Here is a 19,028-nt window from a genome sequence, read left to right as displayed (position 1 = left end):
TGTGTATTTTTGTAACGTTTTTTATTACGAGAAGCTAAATAATCAAATTACACATTGGAAAAGCACGCAAAAATATATGTCGCTGGACACCGAGGGATGGTCGGTTCTGCCATCGTTCGTTCCCTTCAAAAAAATGGATATACGAATCTGGTTGTAAGAACTTCTCAGGAGCTTGATTTGCGAAGCCAACAAGCCGTTGCGGACTTTTTTGCCAGCGAAAAACCAGCGTATGTTTTTTTAGCGGCTGCCAAAGTGGGAGGGATTGTTGCGAATAATACGTATCGCGCCGACTTCCTTTATGAAAATCTTGCGATTCAAAACAATGTAATTCACGCCGCTTATGTAAATCAGGTGACTAAATTGATGTTTCTTGGGTCGTCGTGCATTTATCCTAAATTAGCCCCGCAACCACTTAAGGAATCTTATTTATTGACGGGACTTTTGGAGTCTACAAATGAACCTTATGCGATCGCAAAAATCGCAGGAATTAAGATGTGCGAAGCCTATCGGGCCCAATATGGGTGTAATTATATCTCGGTCATGCCTACGAATTTATATGGCCCCAATGACAATTACGATCTACAAAACTCACATGTTTTACCTGCCATGATTCGCAAGTTTCATGAAGCAAAAGCACGAGGAGACCAATCGATGGAATTGTGGGGGACAGGTTCTCCCATGCGCGAATTCTTGTATGCAGATGATTTAGCGGAGGCGTGCTTGTTTCTGATGGAAACCTATAATGAAGCGGAATTGGTGAATATTGGCACGGGAGTAGATGTGACAATTAAAGAATTGGCTGAAACCGTACAAAAGATCGTTGGCTTTACAGGCGAGATCAAATGGGATACCAATCGCCCAGATGGCACTCCACGTAAACTAATGGATGTCAGCAAGTTACATGGACTCGGATGGAAACATCGTATTGAATTATCTGATGGAATTCAGTTAGCCTATCAAGACTTCTTGGCCAATGTCTCTATTCGTAAATAATGGAAAAAGAGCAGGATTGGTTTAGTACCTGGTTTGATTCTCCATATTACCATTTGCTCTATGCGGAGCGCGATGAAGCAGAAGCCGCATCATTTATTCAAGCGCTTCAACAGCGTTTGCAAATCCCCCAAAATGCCCTTGTACTCGATGCTGCCTGTGGAAAAGGTCGGCATGCTAAAACACTCCAGCTATTAGGTCTTAACGTCGACGCTTTTGATTTGTCACCCCAAAATATTCAGGCTGCGAATACATTAGCCTCCGAAGATTTAAGCTTTTTTGTGCACGATATTCGCGTCCGAGTACCCAAGCATGGTGCGTATGATGTTGTATTTAACTTCTTTACCAGCTTCGGTTACTTTGATCAAGCAGCTGATAATTTATTAGCCTTTCAAACCTTCGCTGATGCATTAAAGCCAGGTGGAATTTTAGTCATGGATTTTTTTAATCCTACCTATGTTCTAGCCAATTTGGTGCGAGAGGAAGTTGTTGCGCGTGGGGGGATTTCGTTTGCAATTAAGCGTTGGGAGGCCAACGGGTTTTTGCATAAGTCCATTGTTTTTTCGGATCAAGGCAAAGATTTTCAGTTTATGGAAAAAGTGGAATTGATTGGTAAACAGGACTTTATCGCGTATGCGGCACAGTCTGGATTAAGTTTAGTAGATTTATTGGGCGATTATTCGCTGGCGCAATTCGACGAAAAAACCTCACCGCGAATGGTTTTTATTTGGGTGAAAAAATAAAAATTATGGATACTTTTCAAGCCCTTTGGACAGCAGAATCCAGCGAGGGGGGATTTACTACCTCAATCCAATCTTTGCCTATTGAGATTTTGGGCAATCAGGAAGTGCTTATTCGAGTTAGTTATTCTTCACTCAATTTTAAGGATGCACTTTCTGCATCAGGCCACCGCGGAATAACGCGAGATTTTCCACATATTCCTGGAATTGATGCAGCAGGAGTCGTAGTGTCAGATCAGCGTGGGATTTTTCATCCGGGAGATGAGGTCATTGTCACCGGTTTCGATCAAGGAATGAATAGTCATGGCGGGCTATCTGAGTACATTTCAGTTCCTGGTGACTGGGTGATTGCGGTGCCTAGTGGCCTTACGGTACGATCTGCCATGCAATTAGGTACGGCAGGATTGACGGCCGGGTTAGCCATTCAAGCATTATTAGCCAATGGCCTCAGTCCAAATTCTGGTGAAATTCTTGTCACAGGAGCAACTGGTGGAGTTGGCATGATTGCCGTAGCATTGTTGGCAAAGCTGCAATTTAATGTGGTTGCCATGTGCGGAAAACCAGAATTGGATCAGAAATTAATGGAGCTGGGGGCAAAACGAATTGTGCGCCGACAAGAATTTTTGGCGGAGAAACCGCGTGCGTTGTATCCCATGCAATTTGCTGGGGCAATTGATGTGCTTGGGGGAGATGTACTCGTAAAATTGTTGAAAAGTTTGCATTATGATGGCGTAGTGGCAGCATGTGGTATGGCATCAGGTGTCGATTTACCACTGCAAGTGTATCCATTTATCCTGCGCGGTGCGCGGTTGATTGGGATTTATTCCGCGGATGCCCCGTTAACGCGTAAGCAAGAAATTTGGCAATTATTAGCGTCTGAGTGGGCAATACCTTTGGAGAGTTTATCTAATGAAATTTCATTGGAGGAAGCCCCCAAAATCTTAGATGATTTCTTGGCTAATCGTTCTTTCGGACGCTACGTCGTTAAAATTTAATGAATTTGATTGGTTTTTGACCGACTATTCCTTCGAACTGAATAAAATAAATACCACTAGGGACACTCCGTAAATCTATGATCTCGGTGTTTAATGGCTTTTCTACCCAGCGTTTTCCCGTTAGGTCTACGATGGCGATACGCGCCGGAATTGTTTTCCATTTATCAGGAATCCCGAGTTGAATTCCGCCTTGGGTGGGATTCGGATATGCCGTGATTTGAGAAAACGGATTCTCTAATTCTTGTCCAAGAATACTAATAAATAATTTATCGGAAGTGGCTAGACATCCATTTATGTCAACTAATTGGATTTTGTAGGCACCTGATTGCGTAGGGAGGTATTTGAGTTCTGTGGCTCCAGGAATTTTTGTTTCCTCTAAAAACCACTGCATATTAGTTCCTTCTGTCGAGTTCAAATATCCATCTCTGTAGGAAATCAGGGGCGATGCTGGGGTTGTTACATTCAATGTGAAGGCATTGGAAAGTGTTGGGCAAACACCACCAAAACTAGCGGAAACTTGATAAGATCCACTTTTTGTCGCTACGATGCTTTTGCCACTTTGTCCCGTAGGCGAACCATTAATTTGCCAAGATAAATCTGCTGGGTCATTAGTAATCGCTGTGATCGTTTCACTGGTGCCATTGCAAATCGTTTTGCTTCCTGATTTATCCATGCTGATTGTCGGTGCTTTCAGTTGGCTCACTGGCACTTTAACCCGCGGACTTGGGCATCCCAACGAATTAAATTTCATGTCATATAGGTAATAATAACCTGACGCAATCGGAGATCCATTAAATAAGGCGCCCGTCATGGATAAAATATGCGGAATCGCGTACGGATACCCTAGGTTAGTGGGGGCAGTTACGGTATCTGCGAGTGATCGATTGCTACGGAAGATTGTTGCGCCATTGCTGCAATTCTGCGAAATTAGGTAATTACCAGGTTTAGGGAAGGGTAAATTAAGTTCAACAATTTGGCCAGGATCATTTTTGTCATCCGTAAGTTGGCTATTGATTTTATTAAAATTACGCTGTGTTCGGGTGGCAATGAGGTCTTTGGCGATTGAGTATACCAATTCCCCTGTGTCTTGATTTAACACGGAAAAGGTAATGGTTCCGGATGTACCCACATATACGCGAGCAGTCGTTAAGATCACAGGTGATTTGATTTCTATAATGGGTGCTGGTCCGAAGTTTTCAAAGTAGGTCCCTGATCCAAATGCAGCCTTAGTTGCTGGACCTAACGTGCCTGAAAAATCTGCTGTGGAAACAAAATAATCACGTCCTGGTGTCGCAGCCACTTTTAGGCCTGAGCCAATTAATGTATTGTTGCTGTACCAAAGCGGATAACCGTTTGTTGAATTTAAGGTCAAGGCATTCGAGCCGAGGCAGCTAGTTCCCGTTGCGATTGGAGCTGGCGGTATTTCTGTTTGGTATGGAATAGATACCTCATTATTTGCGGCAAATTGGTCGCCAACAAGTCTAGATTGTAATTTAAATTGATAGTTTTTACCTGCTTCTAATGTGACTGGACCACTCACTGAAATGGTTGTTTCTTTCCCGGATGCAAGGGTGGGCACCGTGCCTGTCAACTGGCCTATTTCATTTTGATTTAATAAAACACTAACTCGGATGGGAATTTGTGTTTGGGCTTTGCTACCTAAATTTTTGATTCTCGCTTGTACTGTTGTTGACCCGGAAGTAGCGCAATTGAACCCACTGGTACTGCTAAGTGAAAGCGCGGCGATGTCATTTGAAGCTTGGGTGATTTCTAAAAGGAATTCGTTTGTTTCACCGCTTGCGTAGTTTCCGCAGGTACTCGGACGTCCATTTGTGCTCGAAATGAGTCGCATGCGGTAATAATTTCCAGCTGTAGCGAGTGGGGATATTTGAATGCTTTCACGAAAATTGGAGTTGGCTTGAAATGACTTCACCGTTTCTTCTGCATCCTCGAAATCTCCATCTTGATTCCAGTCGACAAGTAGCAAAGCATCTTTTAGCTGTGCATTTGAAAAATCAATTTGGTAATCCAACTGGGATCCTTGTTCGGTTTGAATTCTTTTTTGCGTAAAATCTGTTGCAGTTGCATCTGCAAATTCCGTCGTGCCAAATTTTGATTTTGTGATGCTATTGACATTTGTCGTTGGTGCAGCAGCACAATATGCCGTCCCGCCAATACCCGAGATGATTAAGCTGAAGTCTTGTTTTTCTGATCTTAAGGAGCCTTTATGGGTAAGAATTAAGGTATAGATTTGTCCGGGGATGGCTCCGATGACCCGAATTTTCTCTACGTTATCGCGGAAGTTATTCCCTGTGGTTGCTGGATTTCCTGGATTGTCTGGATCTAAAATGAAGGGGAGGGAAATTCCTTGTGGACCTTGAATTTGGATGTCCAAGTCATTGACAAGGCGCGGACTCCGATTATTTAGATTTTCGGGAGATAATGAAAGGACGGAACTTTCGGGGTCAGTCCACGATATGGTCACTTCTAAATCGCCTTTTCCGGACGCAATCAATGGAATGGTTTGTCTGGTGCCCGTTGTTAACGTTCCTTCTGTAATTCGATGCGATCCGTTTTTATTTTGCACAACCGATGCCGCCTGCTCTGCATTAATGAGTCCCCACCCACTTTGGTAGTCGGGCCCTGCATTACCCATGTCTAAAGCGGTGTGTATCGCTAAACCTTTCAGTGTTGCCGCACGCATGAATACACCTTTATTTAGACGATTGTATAATTGTTGTAATAAAAACAAAGATCCGGCGACTTGTGGAGAAGCCATCGAGGTTCCGCTGAGAGTCGCATAGGAAGAATTTCCTGTATTTGATGTTGACAATACATCAGTTCCGATACCTACCACATCAGGTTTAATACGTCCGTCGTCTGTGGGGCCCCAACAAGAAAAATCGCTTATGAGCACATCTTTCCCATACATCGGTACTTGCGTACTTAGCTCAGCTGCACCTACTGTTAATATATTTTTTGCATTTCCTGTTGTCGAGATGATGTCATATCCATCATTTTTTGCGCGTGAAACAGACGATGAATCCCGGGTATTTCGGAGTAAATAAAAGGTGCCAGGGGCAGGACCTGTTTGGCTCCGGCTGTTCCCCGCTGATTTGGTCATCAGATACATGGGGGCATTGTAAGCGATGCGATCGAGGGCTTGTGCATTGCTATCATAAAAGCCAAACTTATAGTCCTCAGATGAGCTAACCGCATCATTTCCCCACCATTGCCACTTTAATTTAGTCGCATCATAAACCCAGCCCGCTTGATAACCATAGGAATGATTACTTATTAATAATTTGAGCGATGCAGCGCTAATTTCTGTATTGTCATTACTATAATCCCAAGCCTTCAAATCTGCCCCAAAGGCCATCCCGCGAGCAGCGCTATTTACGCCTGCTGCGATCAAGGTTCCAGCCACGTGTGTGCTGTGTTGATCTGATGTAATGGAAGATTCTTGTGAGCTAATGCGACCTGTAAATTCTTGATGGGTTGTCAAAGGCACTCCTCCATCCCATATTCCCAGCCAGCCAGAAAGTGTATCTGAGCCTCCACTTAAGTTAAGCCCGAGACTACCTCCGCGATAAAGCTGGTCGGTACGCGTCATTTGGCCTGCAAAACGATTCGAGTGATTTGTTAAGTACAATGCTTCGCCAATTTCGTTGAATTGCTCGAAGACTAACTTTCTGCCTTCTCCTAGATCATCTTTAAGGTGAATGCCTCGAATTTTAGCCTGTGATTGACTTTTTTGATATAGACTGTCGCGGAGTTTACTGAAAGCAGTTGCGTTTGCTTGGCGTTTGGTTAATTCGTCATCTCGTCTGTAAAGTGATTTTACTTGACCCGTCAGTGAAATACTTTCTGCCAAAAGTAAGGTCAAAAGTAACCAGGAAAGACAATGACGCGAAGCCTTCGAAAGCATGTAGCAAATAAATTTATGCTCAATTTAGGCTTTTTCTTTTATTTCTACACGAAAGGTTTTTCGGTGAATAGGAGTAGGGCCATGTTGTATGACTGCTTTTCGATGTTCGATCGTCGGATACCCTGCATTTCGTTCCCAGCCATATCCAGGAAATTGCTTCGCTGCGTCTTTCATCCACTGATCTCGGTAGGTTTTGGCTAAAATCGATGCAGCTGCGATGGAAAAAAATTTCGAGTCGCCTTTTACGATGCAGGTATGCGCGATAAACGGATATTCAATGAACCGGTTACCGTCTACCAATAAATGGTCTGGCCGTATGGGAAGTTGGTCCACGGCGCGGTGCATAGCTAGAACACTCGCTTTATAAATATTGATTTCGTCAATTTTTGCGTGGTCTACTTCTGCGATGGCATAGGCAATCGACTGATTTTTGATGATGTCAATCAGCGTGTCGCGCTGTTTGGAAGATAATTTCTTCGAGTCAGTCAATAAAGGGTAGTAAAAGTCTTTGGGTAAAATTACGGCAGCCGCAACTACGGGCCCTGCTAAGCATCCGCGACCTGCCTCATCAAGTCCGGCCTCAACCCCATCGGCTGAATAAAACGCCAAAAGTTCACTCACTTTATTTTGCATATAATGTACCCATTAATCAAAATTAGTTGGTGATTACATAAATATGGGTTAAAATTGAAGATTATTTCCAAAGGTATCCTTATGTTACGTCAAATTACGCTGCTCACTATTGCCATTTTTGCATTTGTAGGCCAAGTTGCTGCCCAAAAATACAAGCCCAAAAAGATCTTTCATTTAGAGGCAAAATCCGCTCGATTTGTTGGCAGTGGCGTTTCAAACGAATCGTATTACTTTAAGCCTTCCTTAGAATTAGGATTAGGAATTCAGTTTCCCATTACATCGCGGGTCAATTTCAGCCCTCAATTATCTTTATCTCAACGGGGCTTCAGTGGCAAAACAATATTTTCTGATTCCGCATACACGAAACGCAACATTACCACACAATACCTTGATGTTAGTCCAAACTTTGAAATCAAGTTGGGTAGCCTTTCTGAATTTGGAAGCGGTTATTCTATTTGGGGAGGACCTTATTTAGGCGTTGGTCTTTGGGACAATTCAACCTATGAGAGACGTGCGCAGACACCTTCGGGGAGTTTTGCTACAACGACTACGACAGGAGAAAGTTTTTCTCGAGATATCCGTCGCTTAGATATGGGATTGAAAGTAGGTATTGGTGTTGTCACCCAAAATTTTGTTTCTTTTGGTCTTACGTACCAAACAGGCTTAATGAATATTTCAACTGAGCCTGGCGAACTACGAAATCAATCACTAGGTTTCTATATGCGCGTCTTTTTTGACGAGATTCTATAAGGCTAGCGCGTAAATAAAAGGCGTTCCCCTTTTTTCGAAAGATCAAATTTCCCTGCTTGATAGGCTAGATGTCCTGACACAAATGTGTGGCTTATGCTATGGGCAAATGTATGGCCCTCGAGTGGAGACCAACCGCATTGATATTCAAGATTTGATTTAGTAACCGTATACGGCGTTTGCATATCTACAATCGCCAAATCAGCCCAATATCCCTCCCGAATATATCCTCGCTCCGAGATTTGGAAACACTCGGCGACATGATGTGCTGTTTTTTCTGCGATTTGTTCTAGGGTGAGGACACCTTCTGCCGACAGCTCTAATAACATCAATAAAGGATGTTGCACCAAAGGCAAGCCGGATGGGGACTTCCAATATCCTTGTTGTTTTTCTTCCCAGGTATGTGGTGCGTGGTCTGTTGCAATGACATCAATGGCACCAGATTGCAATGCCGCCCGAATGGCTTGTCGGTGTCTGGCTTCTTTTATAGCCGGATTACATTTGATTAGGTCGCCTAGCGTTTCATAATCCGATGCATCAAACCACAGATGATGTACGCAAGCTTCCGAGGTGATGCGTTTATCTTTGACAGGTTTGCCTGTCTCAAATAAAGCAAGTTCTTCCGCTGTTGTAATGTGAAGAATATGTAAACGAGTATTTGATTTTTTGGCTAAATCCACCGCCATCGATGAAGATAAATAACAAGCCTCTTCATTTCGAATTAATGGATGAATAAATGAAGGAGCATCCTCTGGATATTTCGCGCGGAATAATTCCAATCGTGCACGCACAGTCGCCTCATCTTCGCAATGTGTAGCGATCAGCATGTCACTGCTGGCAAATAGCGTTTCCAGCGTTTTCATGTTATCGACTAACATGTTTCCGGTACTAGAACCCATAAACACCTTTATTCCACATACATTTTGCTTATTGGTTTTCAGCACTTCTTCCAAATTGTCATTAGCCGCTCCCATGAAAAAAGAGTAGTTGGCCAACGAACTCTCGTGTGCAATGTGGTATTTATCTGCTAATAATTCTTGAGTCAATGCATTGGGAACGGTATTCGGCATTTCCATAAACGAAGTCACTCCGCCAGCAACTGCAGCGCGCGCTTCACTGGCGATGGTCGCTTTATGGGTTAAACCAGGTTCTCTGAAATGGACCTGATCATCAATCATGCCTGGGAAGATATATTTCCCTGTCAAATCGATTACTGTATCCGCTGGAGTAGCACTGATTTGCGATGCAATTTGGTCAATTCGGCCATGTTTAATTCGTATGTCTCCCGCATTTATTTTTCCTTCATTGACAATACGTGCATGCTGCAAAAGATACTGGGCCATGTTAATCGATTTTGATTTGGGTAATTCTGAATTCCGTCCGTCGGTTTTGTTGGTGCATCTCCTCAGGGCAATCAACGCCATCTACACAGCCATTTAATAACTGACTTTCGCCATAGCCTTTCGGTTTGATTCGTTGTGGGTTAATGCCTTTGGCAATAATATAATTAACCGCAGACTCGGCTCTTTCTTGCGATAATTTTTGATTATATGCTTTGGTAGACCGAGCATCCGTATGTGCGCCTAATTCTAAATTGATTTGTGGGTTGTCATTCAAGAAGTAAACGACCTTATCTAATTCTTCTGCTGCATCTGGCCGGATGTCTGATTTATTTACATTGTAGTAAATGGAGTGAATGCCGTATAACTGCGATATTTCTTGGCCTACTTCCGGTTGATCCATCGCCAATTCGAAGGTGTACGTTGTATCGGTTTGTTCCTTAACCAATTTGTTCAAAGGAATAATTCGTCCTTGCATGGAGAATGAATTGCGAACAGTTAGGTAAGAATCTTTGGAACCCTTAAAGTTTAGGTCATCTGTTTCCTGTAAGTCAAAAATGGGCAAATACCCCTGTTTATCAGAGCTGAATACCTGCGCGTCTTCATTATCTCGCTTGATGCTGACACTAGCACCAGGGATGGCTTTCCCCTCCAGATTTACAACGCGCGATTTCAAATGATACGCGATAGTTTTGTGGCCTGGACTTTCCTTTGGTTTTTGCGGATTTTCGATCCCCCACCATGTATTTTCAGCTTGAGGAGATTTGAAATAATAAATGTCATCATCTCCTTTGCCACCGGGTCTATTAGAACTAAAATACCCAGAGGTAGAATCAGCAAAGCAAATGGCAAAATCATCTCCAATCGAGTTAATAGGTGCACCTAAATGTTCCACAACGATTTCATTCTCGTTACGACTTGCTACAAATAAATCTAAACCACCGATGGAAGGGTGCCCATCGGAAGCAAAATACAATTTACCCGCATCACTCACCTGTGGAAATGCTTCATCTCCCGGAGTATTTATGGTAGATCCCATGTTGATCGGTCGGCCGAACCTCCCTGAATTATCAATGTTCACGCGATACAAATCTAATCCACCTTTACCACCTCTGCGGTTAGAGCTGAAATAGAGTGTTCGGTCATCGGTTGAAAAGCATGGGCTTCCATCCCAGGCGATTGAATCTGAGATAGCAAGTCGCTCTGGGGCCGACCACGAATCTCCTATCTTGGTAGAAATGAATAAATCCACATCGGGTGATGCATCTTTTTTCCCTGTATTACCTCTGGCAAAAACCATTTTTTTGCCATCGTGTGTGAAGGCCGGAGTACCATCGTTGGCGTTTTCTAAATAGATTTTTTGGCTAAATAAAGTAGGTGTACCAATCTCCAAATCAGATTTCAGCGGTGCGGAAACCAAACCCAAGAACGGCAGGCCATTATTTTTGTAAATCAACGGTTTACTTGAGCTTGTAAAAAGCAGGTTGGTGCCTTGCAAAACAGGCGCAAACTCTGTTTGAGCGGTATTTCCAACGATGGGATACACTTGTACTAGGCTTTTTTGGTTGAGCAATTCGGGTATTTTACTCAAGTTTTCCAATTCCATTTCGGCTTTTATTTGATTAGGCCGACTAGGTTTTGAGAGTAAGAATTTTTCGAGGTAAGATTTTGCTTTGGTGTAGTCGCCTGTTGATTTGGCCGCCATAGCGATGTGGTAGGCGAGTAAGTCGTCCGGAATGCCGGCTTGTAATGCTTTTTCTAAGAAGGGTAGCGCTAGACTGATTCGATTTGAAAGTCGGTAAGATTCCCCAATTATATAGGCAGATTGATTATCTAGTGCCTTTTTAGCGGCAAGAGGTTTTAATGTTTGGATTGCCCATTCATACTCTCCTCGTTCAAAATAGTTTTGTCCTTTCTGCGAGACAGATTGCAATAAACTGCACCCGGATCCGATTGAAATAATCAGGATAATGATGAAAGGCCAAGCTAATTTTGAATTCAATCGCGACATAGTGGATGTAAGAACTTTCAAATGTAATAAGCTATGCTCATTATTTTCATGTACATTTGTAGAAATTATCAATTAGTAGGGGAAATATATCCCCATGTAATCCAGCAGTGATGTTGCATATTTTATGAGAAAAAGAATTCAAAAGGACGACAACCGTCGTTCAGATGCTCCGCGTAACGCTTCCGCATCTCGATCTGATAGCAGATCATCATCAAGAAATTTTGGAGATAGTTCGACAGGCCCGCGCAGCGAGTCAAGAGGAGAACGTAAACCATTCAACCGCGAAGGATCGAGCGATCGTCCATACACGCCTCGCGCACCACGTGCAGAAGGTGGCGAACGTCGTCCATATAACCGCGAAGGATCTAGCGATCGTCCGTACACACCTCGCGCACCACGTGCAGAAGGTGGCGAACGTCGTCCATATAACCGCGAAGGATCGAGTGATCGTCCGTACACACCTCGCGCACCACGTGCAGAAGGTGGTGAGCGTCGTCCATACAACCGGGAAGGATCTGGCGATCGTCCGTATACACCTCGTGCGCCACGTGCAGAAGGTGGTGAACGTCGTCCATATAACCGCGAAGGATCTAGCGATCGTCCGTATACACCTCGTGCACCACGCGAAGAAGGTGACGAACGTCGTCCGTATACGCCTCGTGCACCGCGCGAAGAAGGCGAACGTCGTGCCTATAATGGGAAACCATTTACGCCGCGCGCACCACGTCAAGAATTTGATGGGGGCGAAAATTCGCCAAAGCCTTACCGTCGCGATGGTGGTGATTTCGAGCCTCGTCCAGAGCTTGAAGAACGCCCAAGCTTTGAGCCTAGAGAGGAGCGTCGTTCGTTTACACCACGCGAAGAGGGCGGCCGCAAAGCGAAATTTTCACAACGTGAGACGTTTAAGAGTAGAAATCGCCATGATGAGGCGCCTGCCTTTACCCCACAATATAAATTAGATCGTTACAAAGAACGTGCTCCTGCCAAAATTCAAAAGAAAATTGCCCAAACAGAAAGAAGAGGGGATGAAGTTCGTTTGAATCGTTTCATTGCCAACGCAGGAATTTGCTCACGCCGTGATGCAGATAAGTTGATCGAAGCGGGAGAAATTAAAGTGAATAACAAGGTAGTTACTGAAATGGGTTACCAAGTGATGCCTACGGATGTAGTCAAATATGGTAATCGCCGATTAAACCGCGAGAAGCCAGCCTATGTCTTATTAAATAAGCCAAAAGATTTCTTAACGACAACAGAAGATCCTCAAGATCGTAAGACTGTTATGGAATTAGTGAAAAATGCGGGCGAATCACGAATTTATCCTGTGGGTCGTTTGGACCGAAATACAACAGGCTTAATTTTATTGACTAACGATGGCGAATTAGCAGATAAATTGACACACCCATCGAATGAAATTGAAAAAATCTATCAAGCTGAATTAGATAAACCACTTACCGATGAGGACTTTGAGAAAATCAAGGCAGGTTTAAATTTAGAAGATGGTGAAATTAAAGTAGATGATTTGGCGAAAGTAACTCCCGATGGCTATGTTATCGGTGTAAAAATTCACTCAGGTAAAAACCGGATTGTCCGTCGTATTTTTGAACACTTAGGTTATGAAGTGACAAAACTAGATCGTACCACGTTTGCAGGCCTAACTAAGAAGGATCTGCCTCGCGGAAGCTGGCGCTACTTAACTGAGCGTGAGTTAGTGAAGTTGAAATACTTATTGTAGCATAAAAAAAGGCCCGACGAACATCGGGCCTTTTTTGTGTATAAAGCAGAACGCTTAGATATTCATTAACGATTCGCGGCGTCTCATTTTTCCTGCTGGAATACCAAACATCATTTTGAAACGACGGCAGAAATAGGCGGTGTCTTTGTAGCCAACCTCTGAACCAATTGCGCGAATTGATTTTTTGGTGGTACGAAGAAGGCCTACAGCTGCTTCCATACGCTGGTATTCGATGTAATCTTGTGGATTGATACCTGTCAACATTTTGAAATATTGACCTACGTAGTCCTCTGATACATTCGCGACATTAGCCAAAACTTTGTTTGACAAATCACCACCGATATGGTCTTTGATGTACGCAAATATGTCTATTAAACGTGGATCTTTGAAGTAAGTACTGTTTGTTGCTAGTTGCTCAACGAATAAACGGTTTTGGATAATGTATCGAATAACTTCAATAACAATTTCCTCCGTTTTGATTTTAATGATTCGGCCTTTCCCTATTTCGTCCGACATATCCTCGAGCAAGATCTCTTTGATCGTTTGCGCAAGTTTTTCGTCTTTCTTAATTAAGAATGGAGGAATATCTAGCGATGTAAAGAAATTAACGGAATCAAATACTTTAGCTTCGAAAGCGACCATGCCAAATGAATTGTTGTGCGAGCCGACAAGAGATGAATCCATGTTCAGGTCGAAATACAATTCACGATGCGTCATGAATTCTTCGTTGTTAACAGCCTTTGGTTTTTCTGCATTTCCGTAGGTTACGCTAATCATTTTACCTCCGGGAATAAATAGCATATCGCCTTCCTCAACTGGGGTCTCTTCCTCTCCAAATGAAACCTCTCCTTTGTACAAAATCAAGAGGGAGTTTTCTACATCATAGTAATTTTTGATGCGAATAGGTTGTAATATTCTAATGTTGCGGGCCTTGATAAATTTCACCCCAAGGGACTCTATGATTTTATTATAATCTTCCATATAATTTGCAATTATTGGCTTTAAACACTAGTTTGATTTACAAAACTTGGACAAAACTAATAAATCAGATAATAATTCCAAATTATTTTAGGTAATTTTTTGGCTAAATTGGCAAATCATTTTTAGTGTATTTTATTGTAATATACCCATAAGCTATATTTGAAGGATTTTGGTTGTTTATCAAGCTATACTAGGCTATTTTTTATAATTATTTTTAGAGTTGGCAGAAAATTGAAATAAAATAAATTATTAGGTCATTTTTTATCTGTAAATTTGTTTTTTATGAAATTAGGAGGCGCACAGACGCCCTTTTTTTGAAACACCATGGGACTATTTAATTTCCTCACAAAGGACATTGCAATCGATTTAGGAACTGCAAATACCTTGATTATTCACAAAGACCAAGTGGTTGTCGATGAGCCATCGATCATTGCCCTCGATCGTAACACCAATAAGGTATTGGCTGTTGGTCGACAAGCGATGATGATGCATGAGAAAACCAACGATAACATTAAGACGATTCGTCCGCTGAAGGATGGAGTAATTGCGGACTTTACCGCGGCGGAATTAATGATGCGTGGTTTAATCAAAATGATGGATAAGGGAAATTCCTTTTTCACACCTGCTTTACGTATGGTTATTTGTATTCCATCAGGCATCACAGAGGTTGAGAAACGTGCGGTAAAAGATTCAGCAGAACATGCTGGAGCACGTGAGGTTTACATGGTACATGAGCCAATTGCTGCTGCGATTGGTATTGGTATTGATATTGAACAGCCGAATGGCTCACTAGTTGTTGATATTGGCGGAGGAACAACCGAGGTTGCGATTATCTCATTAAGCGGTATCGTTGTTGAAAATTCGATTCGTGTCGCAGGAGATGAATTCACGCGGGACATTAAAGATTATTTATTGCGCGAACACAAGTTGGTGATCGGTGAGCGTTCTGCAGAACAAATTAAAATTCAAGTAGGCGCTGCCTTACCTGAATTAGATAACCCACCAGCTGATTTTGAAATTCGTGGGCGTGATCAAATGACTGGTATTCCTAAAGAAATTTTGATCAACTATTCTGAGATTGCCTATGCATTAGATAGTTCTATTACGAAGATTGAGGTTGCCATCATGGAAACCTTACAACGTGCTCCAGCGGAACTTTCTGGTGATATCTTCCACAACGGTATTCACTTAGCCGGTGGAGGTGCCATGTTGCACGGTTTGGACAAACGTATCGAGAAGAAGACTCAATTGAAAGTACACGTGGCCGACGATCCATTGAAAGCGGTTGTTCGTGGTACGGGTGAGATCTTGAAGAACTTGGAAAAATATAAGCCTGTTTTAATTACCTAGTTTTTCTTCCCCATTTAAATCGCGTTTGGCATGAACCAATTGTTCCAATTCCTACTGAGACAGCGGACATTCCTCCTGTTTTTGGTGCTGGAAATTGTGAATCTTTGGGCTATATTTAGTTACAATACATACCAACATACCTGGTATTTTAATACCACGAATCAGTGGGCGGCCTCCATTTTATCTACTACACAAGAGGTTAAAAAGTATCATCAGTTACGTATTGTGAATGGCCAATTAGCTGCTGAAAATGCGCGTTTACACACGCAGATTTTACAATTACGAAGTCAGCAACAGCCTGCGGGGAAAATTCCTTACTTTGCGAGTGCCGCGCTAATGAATCGCTACCAGGCGATTGCTTGTAAGGTGATTGATCAAACGACCCAACTTTCCCAAAATTATTTGACAATTGATAAAGGATTATCCGATGGCATTAAGCCGGGGATGGCAGTTATTTCATCCACGGGAATCGTGGGGAAAGTCATGTCAAGTACCGAGAATTTATCGCTAATTGTTTCGGTTTTACATACGAGTAATACGGTTTCTGCTAAACTGAAATCATCTGGCGAGTTGGGATACATGAAGTGGTCTGGCTACCAAGCTGAGGTTGGGGAGCTTATGGATGTGTCGAAATATAAAAAGGTTACGAAAGGGGACACCGTGGTGACGTCTGACTATAATGCTGTTTTCCCTCCTAATGTACCTATTGGAATTGTAGCCAAAGTGGGAAAGGAGAAGGATGATACATTTCACGATATTAAAGTCATGTTGCTGACACAGTTTTCTACGTTGCAATATGTATATGTAATCAAGAATCGATTGGCTTACCAACAAGCCAAATTGGAACAAAATAAACCTAAAACGGAATAGCATGAATGCGAGTTTGTCGGTGAAATGGTTTCTTGGAGCCATGGCAGCAATGGCCATGCAAGTGTTGTTTTTGCGGGATATTGCTTTAGCCAATGTGGCCTTTTGTTTTATTTATCTATGGGTAATTATTAAAGCGCCCATGCGCACTTCGACTCCATTACTGCTTATGGTGGCTTTTTTTTCAGGCTGGCTTATTGATGTTTTTTACAATACCCATGGACTTCATGCATTTGGTACCGTCTTAGTTGCTTTGTTGCGTCCTACTTTCTTTCGGATTTTAACACCTGCCAATGGATACGATGAGCGGTCAGAGATCTCATTAGCTGAAATGAAGTGGTTATGGTTTTTTTCTTATGTAGGATTGATGCTTGTTACCCACCATTTGGTCTTATTTCTTTTTGAGGCGAGTGACTTTGCTTTGTTTGGGCTAAGTCTTTTACGGGCAATTAGTTCAGCGATACTGGGGATACTCGTTTTCGGGTTTTTGGAATTTTTTAATCGCGGCCAATAAGTCTTTTTGGCAGATAATGAACGGTTTATTTTTTGGATTCGAATTTGTAGGTAATAGTCTGTGCAACATTTTGCCTAAATGCCTAACCGATGGACACTCCAGTACTAGATTCGAAAATTTCACCTGCCAAGGCCCATGCCATTTTTCAGCAGGAGTTTTTCCCCCATATGGATGCGATGTATAATTTCGCATTAAAATTAACAAATGATGAAGATGAGGCACAGGACTTAGTTCAAGATACCTGTATAAAAGCCTATCGATTCATTCATTCGTTTGAGCCGGGGACGTACGCCAAAGCTTGGTTATTCCGAATTCTCAAGAATAATTTCATTAATGATTACCGTAAAAAATCACGTGGACCATCCAAAGTCGAGTTTGAATGGGTAGAACAATCCATTACTGGTGATGAGGATTCAGAGCCAGCTTACCAGGCCGACTTGCAAGCAGAGACCGTGAATGAGATGCTTGGAGATGAGATAACAGCAGCTATCCAAGCCCTTCCTGTAGATTTTCGCATGATCATTATTCTTTGTGACCTAGAAGAATTCAGTTACGAAGAAATGGCTCGGATATTAAATATTCCCATTGGGACCGTTCGTTCACGGTTACATCGTGCGCGCGCACTTTTGAAAGAGTCGTTGGCCAATTATGCCAAAACAAAAGGATATGCCTGACACTTTGTCATTGATCATTTGAACTAATTTGGCCCGAGTCATTGTTACGTAAGGGTCGTCCAAAGTAAGCTATTAGGAATGAAAACGAATTGTGCCCAACATCAAGATTGCCTTCAGGTAATTCAGCGGATATTAGATAAAGAAGCAACTGCTGAAGAAGTAGCGCGCTTTATGGCAAATAAGGATCAATGCTTGCCTTGCCAAGAGGGATATGATTTAGAGTTGTCCTTGAAAAAAGCAATTAAAAACAATTGTTCGGCCTCGTGTCCTTCGGACTTATTTGCACGGATAAAGACAAAACTTTTTTTGGTTTTAATCCTTATTTCCATCTTAATTCCCTTATTTTGTTAGCTTAAATCAAAGCCAAACACCTTGGAAGGTAAATTAATTATATTCTCTGCGCCATCCGGTTCAGGAAAAACAACAATCGTCAAACAATTACTTGCGAATAATCCCAATCTTGGATTTTCTATTTCTGCATGCACACGGGATAAGCGTGGTCGGTCGGAGCAAGATGGGCAAGATTATTACTTTTTAACGCCCGATGAATTTCGTACAAAAATTGATGAAGATGCTTTTGTGGAATGGGAGGAAGTATATCCGGGGGCCTATTATGGTACTTTAAAATCTGAAATCGAACGCATTTGGGCATCTGGGAAACATGTGATTTTTGATGTAGATGTTAAAGGAGGGCTTGCCTTGAAGAACTATTATAAAGAACGTGCCTTAGCTGTTTTTGTCAAAGTTCCTTCGCTTGAGATTTTAGAGGATCGTTTGCGTTCGCGAGGTACGGAAACGGAGGAGTCGCTTTCTAAACGTATTTTTAAAATGAAGTTTGAATGGGCTTTTCAAGATAAATTCGATGTTATTTTAGTGAACGATCAGCTAGCGGATGCGGTAAAAGAAGCCCAACGACTATTCGACGAACTTACGCACTAATATGAAAGTTGGCCTATTTTTCGGTTCATTTAACCCCATACATCATGGCCACCTAATGGTTGCCCAAGCGGTGTTAAATCAGACGGATCTAGACCAAATTTGGTTTGTGGTATCACCTCAAAATCCTCATAAAAAAAGCAAATCCTTGTTGCATGAGTTTGACCGGCTCGATATGGTGGAGCGTGCGATTGAGGATAATTTCAAATTTAAGAGTTGTGATATTGAGTTCCACCTAAGCAAACCTTCCTATACGATTGATACGCTAACGCATTTGTCGGCACGGCATCCCACACACACATTCTCTTTAATTATTGGCGGAGATAACTTGGAACAGTTTACGAGTTGGAAAAACTACCACCAAATACTTGATTATTATGGGCTTTTCGTATACCCTAGAGGGGAGGAGCCAAAGAGTGATTTATGGCAGCATAAACAGGTAACGCGGATCGAAGCGCCGGTTTTACAGATTTCAGCGACGTACATTCGTGCGTGCATTCAACAAGGGCAATCCATAAAATATCTAGTTCCTGAACAAGTCGAGGAACATATCGCTATCAAAAAATTCTACCTTTAGGGCTTTTCGCCTA

17 protein-coding genes are annotated in these 19,028 nt (G+C 42.4%); 12 read left to right on the top strand and 5 right to left on the bottom strand.

Going from position 1 to position 19,028, the window contains the following annotated elements; translation table 11 throughout:
- The first annotated feature begins 54 nt into the window (after positions 1–54).
- The 3 genes from fcl to U0R10_RS06175 are packed head-to-tail and all read left to right on the top strand — an operon-like array spanning position 55 to position 2,725.
- Positions 55–993 (top strand): GDP-L-fucose synthase, encoded by a 939-nt coding sequence (fcl, locus tag U0R10_RS06185; protein ID WP_377983088.1) that lies wholly within the window; start codon positions 55–57, stop codon positions 991–993.
- Positions 993–1,733 carry a class I SAM-dependent methyltransferase gene (locus U0R10_RS06180; RefSeq protein ID WP_377983087.1) on the top strand — a complete coding sequence of 247 codons (741 nt, stop codon included), beginning with the start codon at positions 993–995 and terminating at the stop codon, positions 1,731–1,733. Before fcl ends, U0R10_RS06180 begins: the two co-directional genes overlap by 1 nt.
- Before the next feature lie 5 nt (positions 1,734–1,738).
- On the top strand, positions 1,739–2,725 hold the full coding sequence (locus tag U0R10_RS06175; protein ID WP_377983086.1) for a YhdH/YhfP family quinone oxidoreductase: 987 nt from the start codon (positions 1,739–1,741) through the stop codon (positions 2,723–2,725).
- On the opposite strand, the gene U0R10_RS06170 is transcribed toward U0R10_RS06175, so the two are convergent.
- Both U0R10_RS06170 and U0R10_RS06165 read right to left on the bottom strand, forming a co-directional pair.
- Positions 2,715–6,653 (bottom strand): S8 family serine peptidase, encoded by a 3,939-nt coding sequence (locus U0R10_RS06170; RefSeq protein WP_377983085.1) that lies wholly within the window; start codon positions 6,651–6,653, stop codon positions 2,715–2,717. The genes U0R10_RS06175 and U0R10_RS06170 overlap by 11 nt on opposite strands.
- Before the next feature lie 24 nt (positions 6,654–6,677).
- Complete coding sequence (locus U0R10_RS06165) at positions 6,678–7,286, bottom strand: ribonuclease HII (RefSeq protein ID WP_377983084.1); 609 nt, start codon at positions 7,284–7,286, stop codon at positions 6,678–6,680.
- A gap of 81 nt (positions 7,287–7,367) precedes the next feature.
- Between U0R10_RS06165 and U0R10_RS06160 the strand changes: the two genes are divergently transcribed.
- Positions 7,368–8,036: a porin family protein gene (locus U0R10_RS06160; protein ID WP_377983083.1), complete on the top strand. Its 669-nt coding sequence runs from the start codon at positions 7,368–7,370 to the stop codon at positions 8,034–8,036.
- Positions 8,037–8,038: 2 nt separating this feature from the next.
- Here U0R10_RS06160 and U0R10_RS06155 read toward each other — a convergent pair whose 3' ends face one another.
- Both U0R10_RS06155 and U0R10_RS06150 read right to left on the bottom strand, forming a co-directional pair.
- On the bottom strand, positions 8,039–9,376 hold the full coding sequence (locus tag U0R10_RS06155; RefSeq protein WP_377983082.1) for a dihydroorotase: 1,338 nt from the start codon (positions 9,374–9,376) through the stop codon (positions 8,039–8,041).
- A 1-nt stretch (position 9,377) separates the two neighbouring features.
- Positions 9,378–11,384 (bottom strand): CHU_0125 family OmpA-like outer membrane integrity protein, encoded by a 2,007-nt coding sequence (locus U0R10_RS06150; protein WP_377983081.1) that lies wholly within the window; start codon positions 11,382–11,384, stop codon positions 9,378–9,380.
- A 124-nt stretch (positions 11,385–11,508) separates the two neighbouring features.
- Here U0R10_RS06150 and U0R10_RS06145 point away from each other — a divergent pair, with 124 nt between their 5' ends.
- On the top strand, positions 11,509–13,116 hold the full coding sequence (locus tag U0R10_RS06145; protein ID WP_377983080.1) for a pseudouridine synthase: 1,608 nt from the start codon (positions 11,509–11,511) through the stop codon (positions 13,114–13,116).
- A gap of 54 nt (positions 13,117–13,170) precedes the next feature.
- On the opposite strand, the gene U0R10_RS06140 is transcribed toward U0R10_RS06145, so the two are convergent.
- Entirely contained in the window at positions 13,171–14,097 is a 927-nt protein-coding gene (locus tag U0R10_RS06140) for an AraC family transcriptional regulator (protein ID WP_377983079.1), read from the bottom strand.
- 324 nt (positions 14,098–14,421) lie between these two features.
- Between U0R10_RS06140 and U0R10_RS06135 the strand changes: the two genes are divergently transcribed.
- The 7 genes from U0R10_RS06135 (at position 14,422) to nadD (ending at position 19,015) form a co-directional block, all read left to right on the top strand.
- Positions 14,422–15,447 carry a rod shape-determining protein gene (locus U0R10_RS06135; RefSeq protein ID WP_377983078.1) on the top strand — a complete coding sequence of 342 codons (1,026 nt, stop codon included), beginning with the start codon at positions 14,422–14,424 and terminating at the stop codon, positions 15,445–15,447.
- A gap of 30 nt (positions 15,448–15,477) precedes the next feature.
- Positions 15,478–16,317, top strand: a complete 840-nt coding sequence (gene mreC / locus U0R10_RS06130; RefSeq protein WP_377983077.1) for a rod shape-determining protein MreC — start codon at positions 15,478–15,480, stop codon at positions 16,315–16,317.
- Position 16,318: 1 nt separating this feature from the next.
- Complete coding sequence (locus U0R10_RS06125) at positions 16,319–16,828, top strand: rod shape-determining protein MreD (protein WP_377983076.1); 510 nt, start codon at positions 16,319–16,321, stop codon at positions 16,826–16,828.
- 89 nt (positions 16,829–16,917) lie between these two features.
- A complete protein-coding gene (locus U0R10_RS06120) occupies positions 16,918–17,502 on the top strand; it encodes a sigma-70 family RNA polymerase sigma factor (protein WP_377983075.1) in 585 nt (194 codons plus the stop codon).
- Positions 17,503–17,580: 78 nt separating this feature from the next.
- Positions 17,581–17,853 carry a hypothetical protein gene (locus tag U0R10_RS06115; protein ID WP_377983074.1) on the top strand — a complete coding sequence of 91 codons (273 nt, stop codon included), beginning with the start codon at positions 17,581–17,583 and terminating at the stop codon, positions 17,851–17,853.
- Positions 17,854–17,874: 21 nt separating this feature from the next.
- Complete coding sequence (gene gmk / locus U0R10_RS06110; protein ID WP_377983073.1) at positions 17,875–18,441, top strand: guanylate kinase; 567 nt, start codon at positions 17,875–17,877, stop codon at positions 18,439–18,441.
- 1 nt (position 18,442) lies between these two features.
- The gene (nadD, locus tag U0R10_RS06105) at positions 18,443–19,015 is read left to right on the top strand and encodes a nicotinate (nicotinamide) nucleotide adenylyltransferase (RefSeq protein ID WP_377983072.1); all 573 of its coding nucleotides are present in this window, start codon (positions 18,443–18,445) and stop codon (positions 19,013–19,015) included.
- Positions 19,016–19,028 lie beyond the last annotated feature (13 nt).

Origin of the sequence: Aquirufa avitistagni (assembly GCF_042715545.1) — a bacterium.
Classification (GTDB): Bacteria; Bacteroidota; Bacteroidia; order Cytophagales; family Spirosomataceae; genus Aquirufa; species Aquirufa avitistagni.
Note: the sequence above shows the minus strand (reverse complement) of the source record. Positions and strands in the feature narration are given on the sequence as shown.

What these genes read in the sequence shown, in the direction of transcription:
- U0R10_RS06180 (WP_377983087.1), top strand. Translation starts at nt 993, where the DNA reads ATGGAAAAAGAGCAGGATTGGTTTAGTACCTGGTTTGATTCTCCATAT.
- U0R10_RS06175 (WP_377983086.1), top strand. Translation starts at nt 1,739, where the DNA reads ATGGATACTTTTCAAGCCCTTTGGACAGCAGAATCCAGCGAGGGGGGA.
- U0R10_RS06170 (WP_377983085.1), bottom strand. Translation starts at nt 6,653, where the DNA reads ATGCTTTCGAAGGCTTCGCGTCATTGTCTTTCCTGGTTACTTTTGACC.
- U0R10_RS06165 (WP_377983084.1), bottom strand. Translation starts at nt 7,286, where the DNA reads ATGCAAAATAAAGTGAGTGAACTTTTGGCGTTTTATTCAGCCGATGGG.
- U0R10_RS06160 (WP_377983083.1), top strand. Translation starts at nt 7,368, where the DNA reads ATGTTACGTCAAATTACGCTGCTCACTATTGCCATTTTTGCATTTGTA.
- U0R10_RS06155 (WP_377983082.1), bottom strand. Translation starts at nt 9,376, where the DNA reads ATGGCCCAGTATCTTTTGCAGCATGCACGTATTGTCAATGAAGGAAAA.
- U0R10_RS06150 (WP_377983081.1), bottom strand. Translation starts at nt 11,384, where the DNA reads ATGTCGCGATTGAATTCAAAATTAGCTTGGCCTTTCATCATTATCCTG.
- U0R10_RS06145 (WP_377983080.1), top strand. Translation starts at nt 11,509, where the DNA reads ATGAGAAAAAGAATTCAAAAGGACGACAACCGTCGTTCAGATGCTCCG.
- U0R10_RS06140 (WP_377983079.1), bottom strand. Translation starts at nt 14,097, where the DNA reads ATGGAAGATTATAATAAAATCATAGAGTCCCTTGGGGTGAAATTTATC.
- U0R10_RS06135 (WP_377983078.1), top strand. Translation starts at nt 14,422, where the DNA reads ATGGGACTATTTAATTTCCTCACAAAGGACATTGCAATCGATTTAGGA.
- mreC (WP_377983077.1), top strand. Translation starts at nt 15,478, where the DNA reads ATGAACCAATTGTTCCAATTCCTACTGAGACAGCGGACATTCCTCCTG.
- U0R10_RS06125 (WP_377983076.1), top strand. Translation starts at nt 16,319, where the DNA reads ATGAATGCGAGTTTGTCGGTGAAATGGTTTCTTGGAGCCATGGCAGCA.
- U0R10_RS06120 (WP_377983075.1), top strand. Translation starts at nt 16,918, where the DNA reads ATGGACACTCCAGTACTAGATTCGAAAATTTCACCTGCCAAGGCCCAT.
- U0R10_RS06115 (WP_377983074.1), top strand. Translation starts at nt 17,581, where the DNA reads ATGAAAACGAATTGTGCCCAACATCAAGATTGCCTTCAGGTAATTCAG.
- nadD (WP_377983072.1), top strand. Translation starts at nt 18,443, where the DNA reads ATGAAAGTTGGCCTATTTTTCGGTTCATTTAACCCCATACATCATGGC.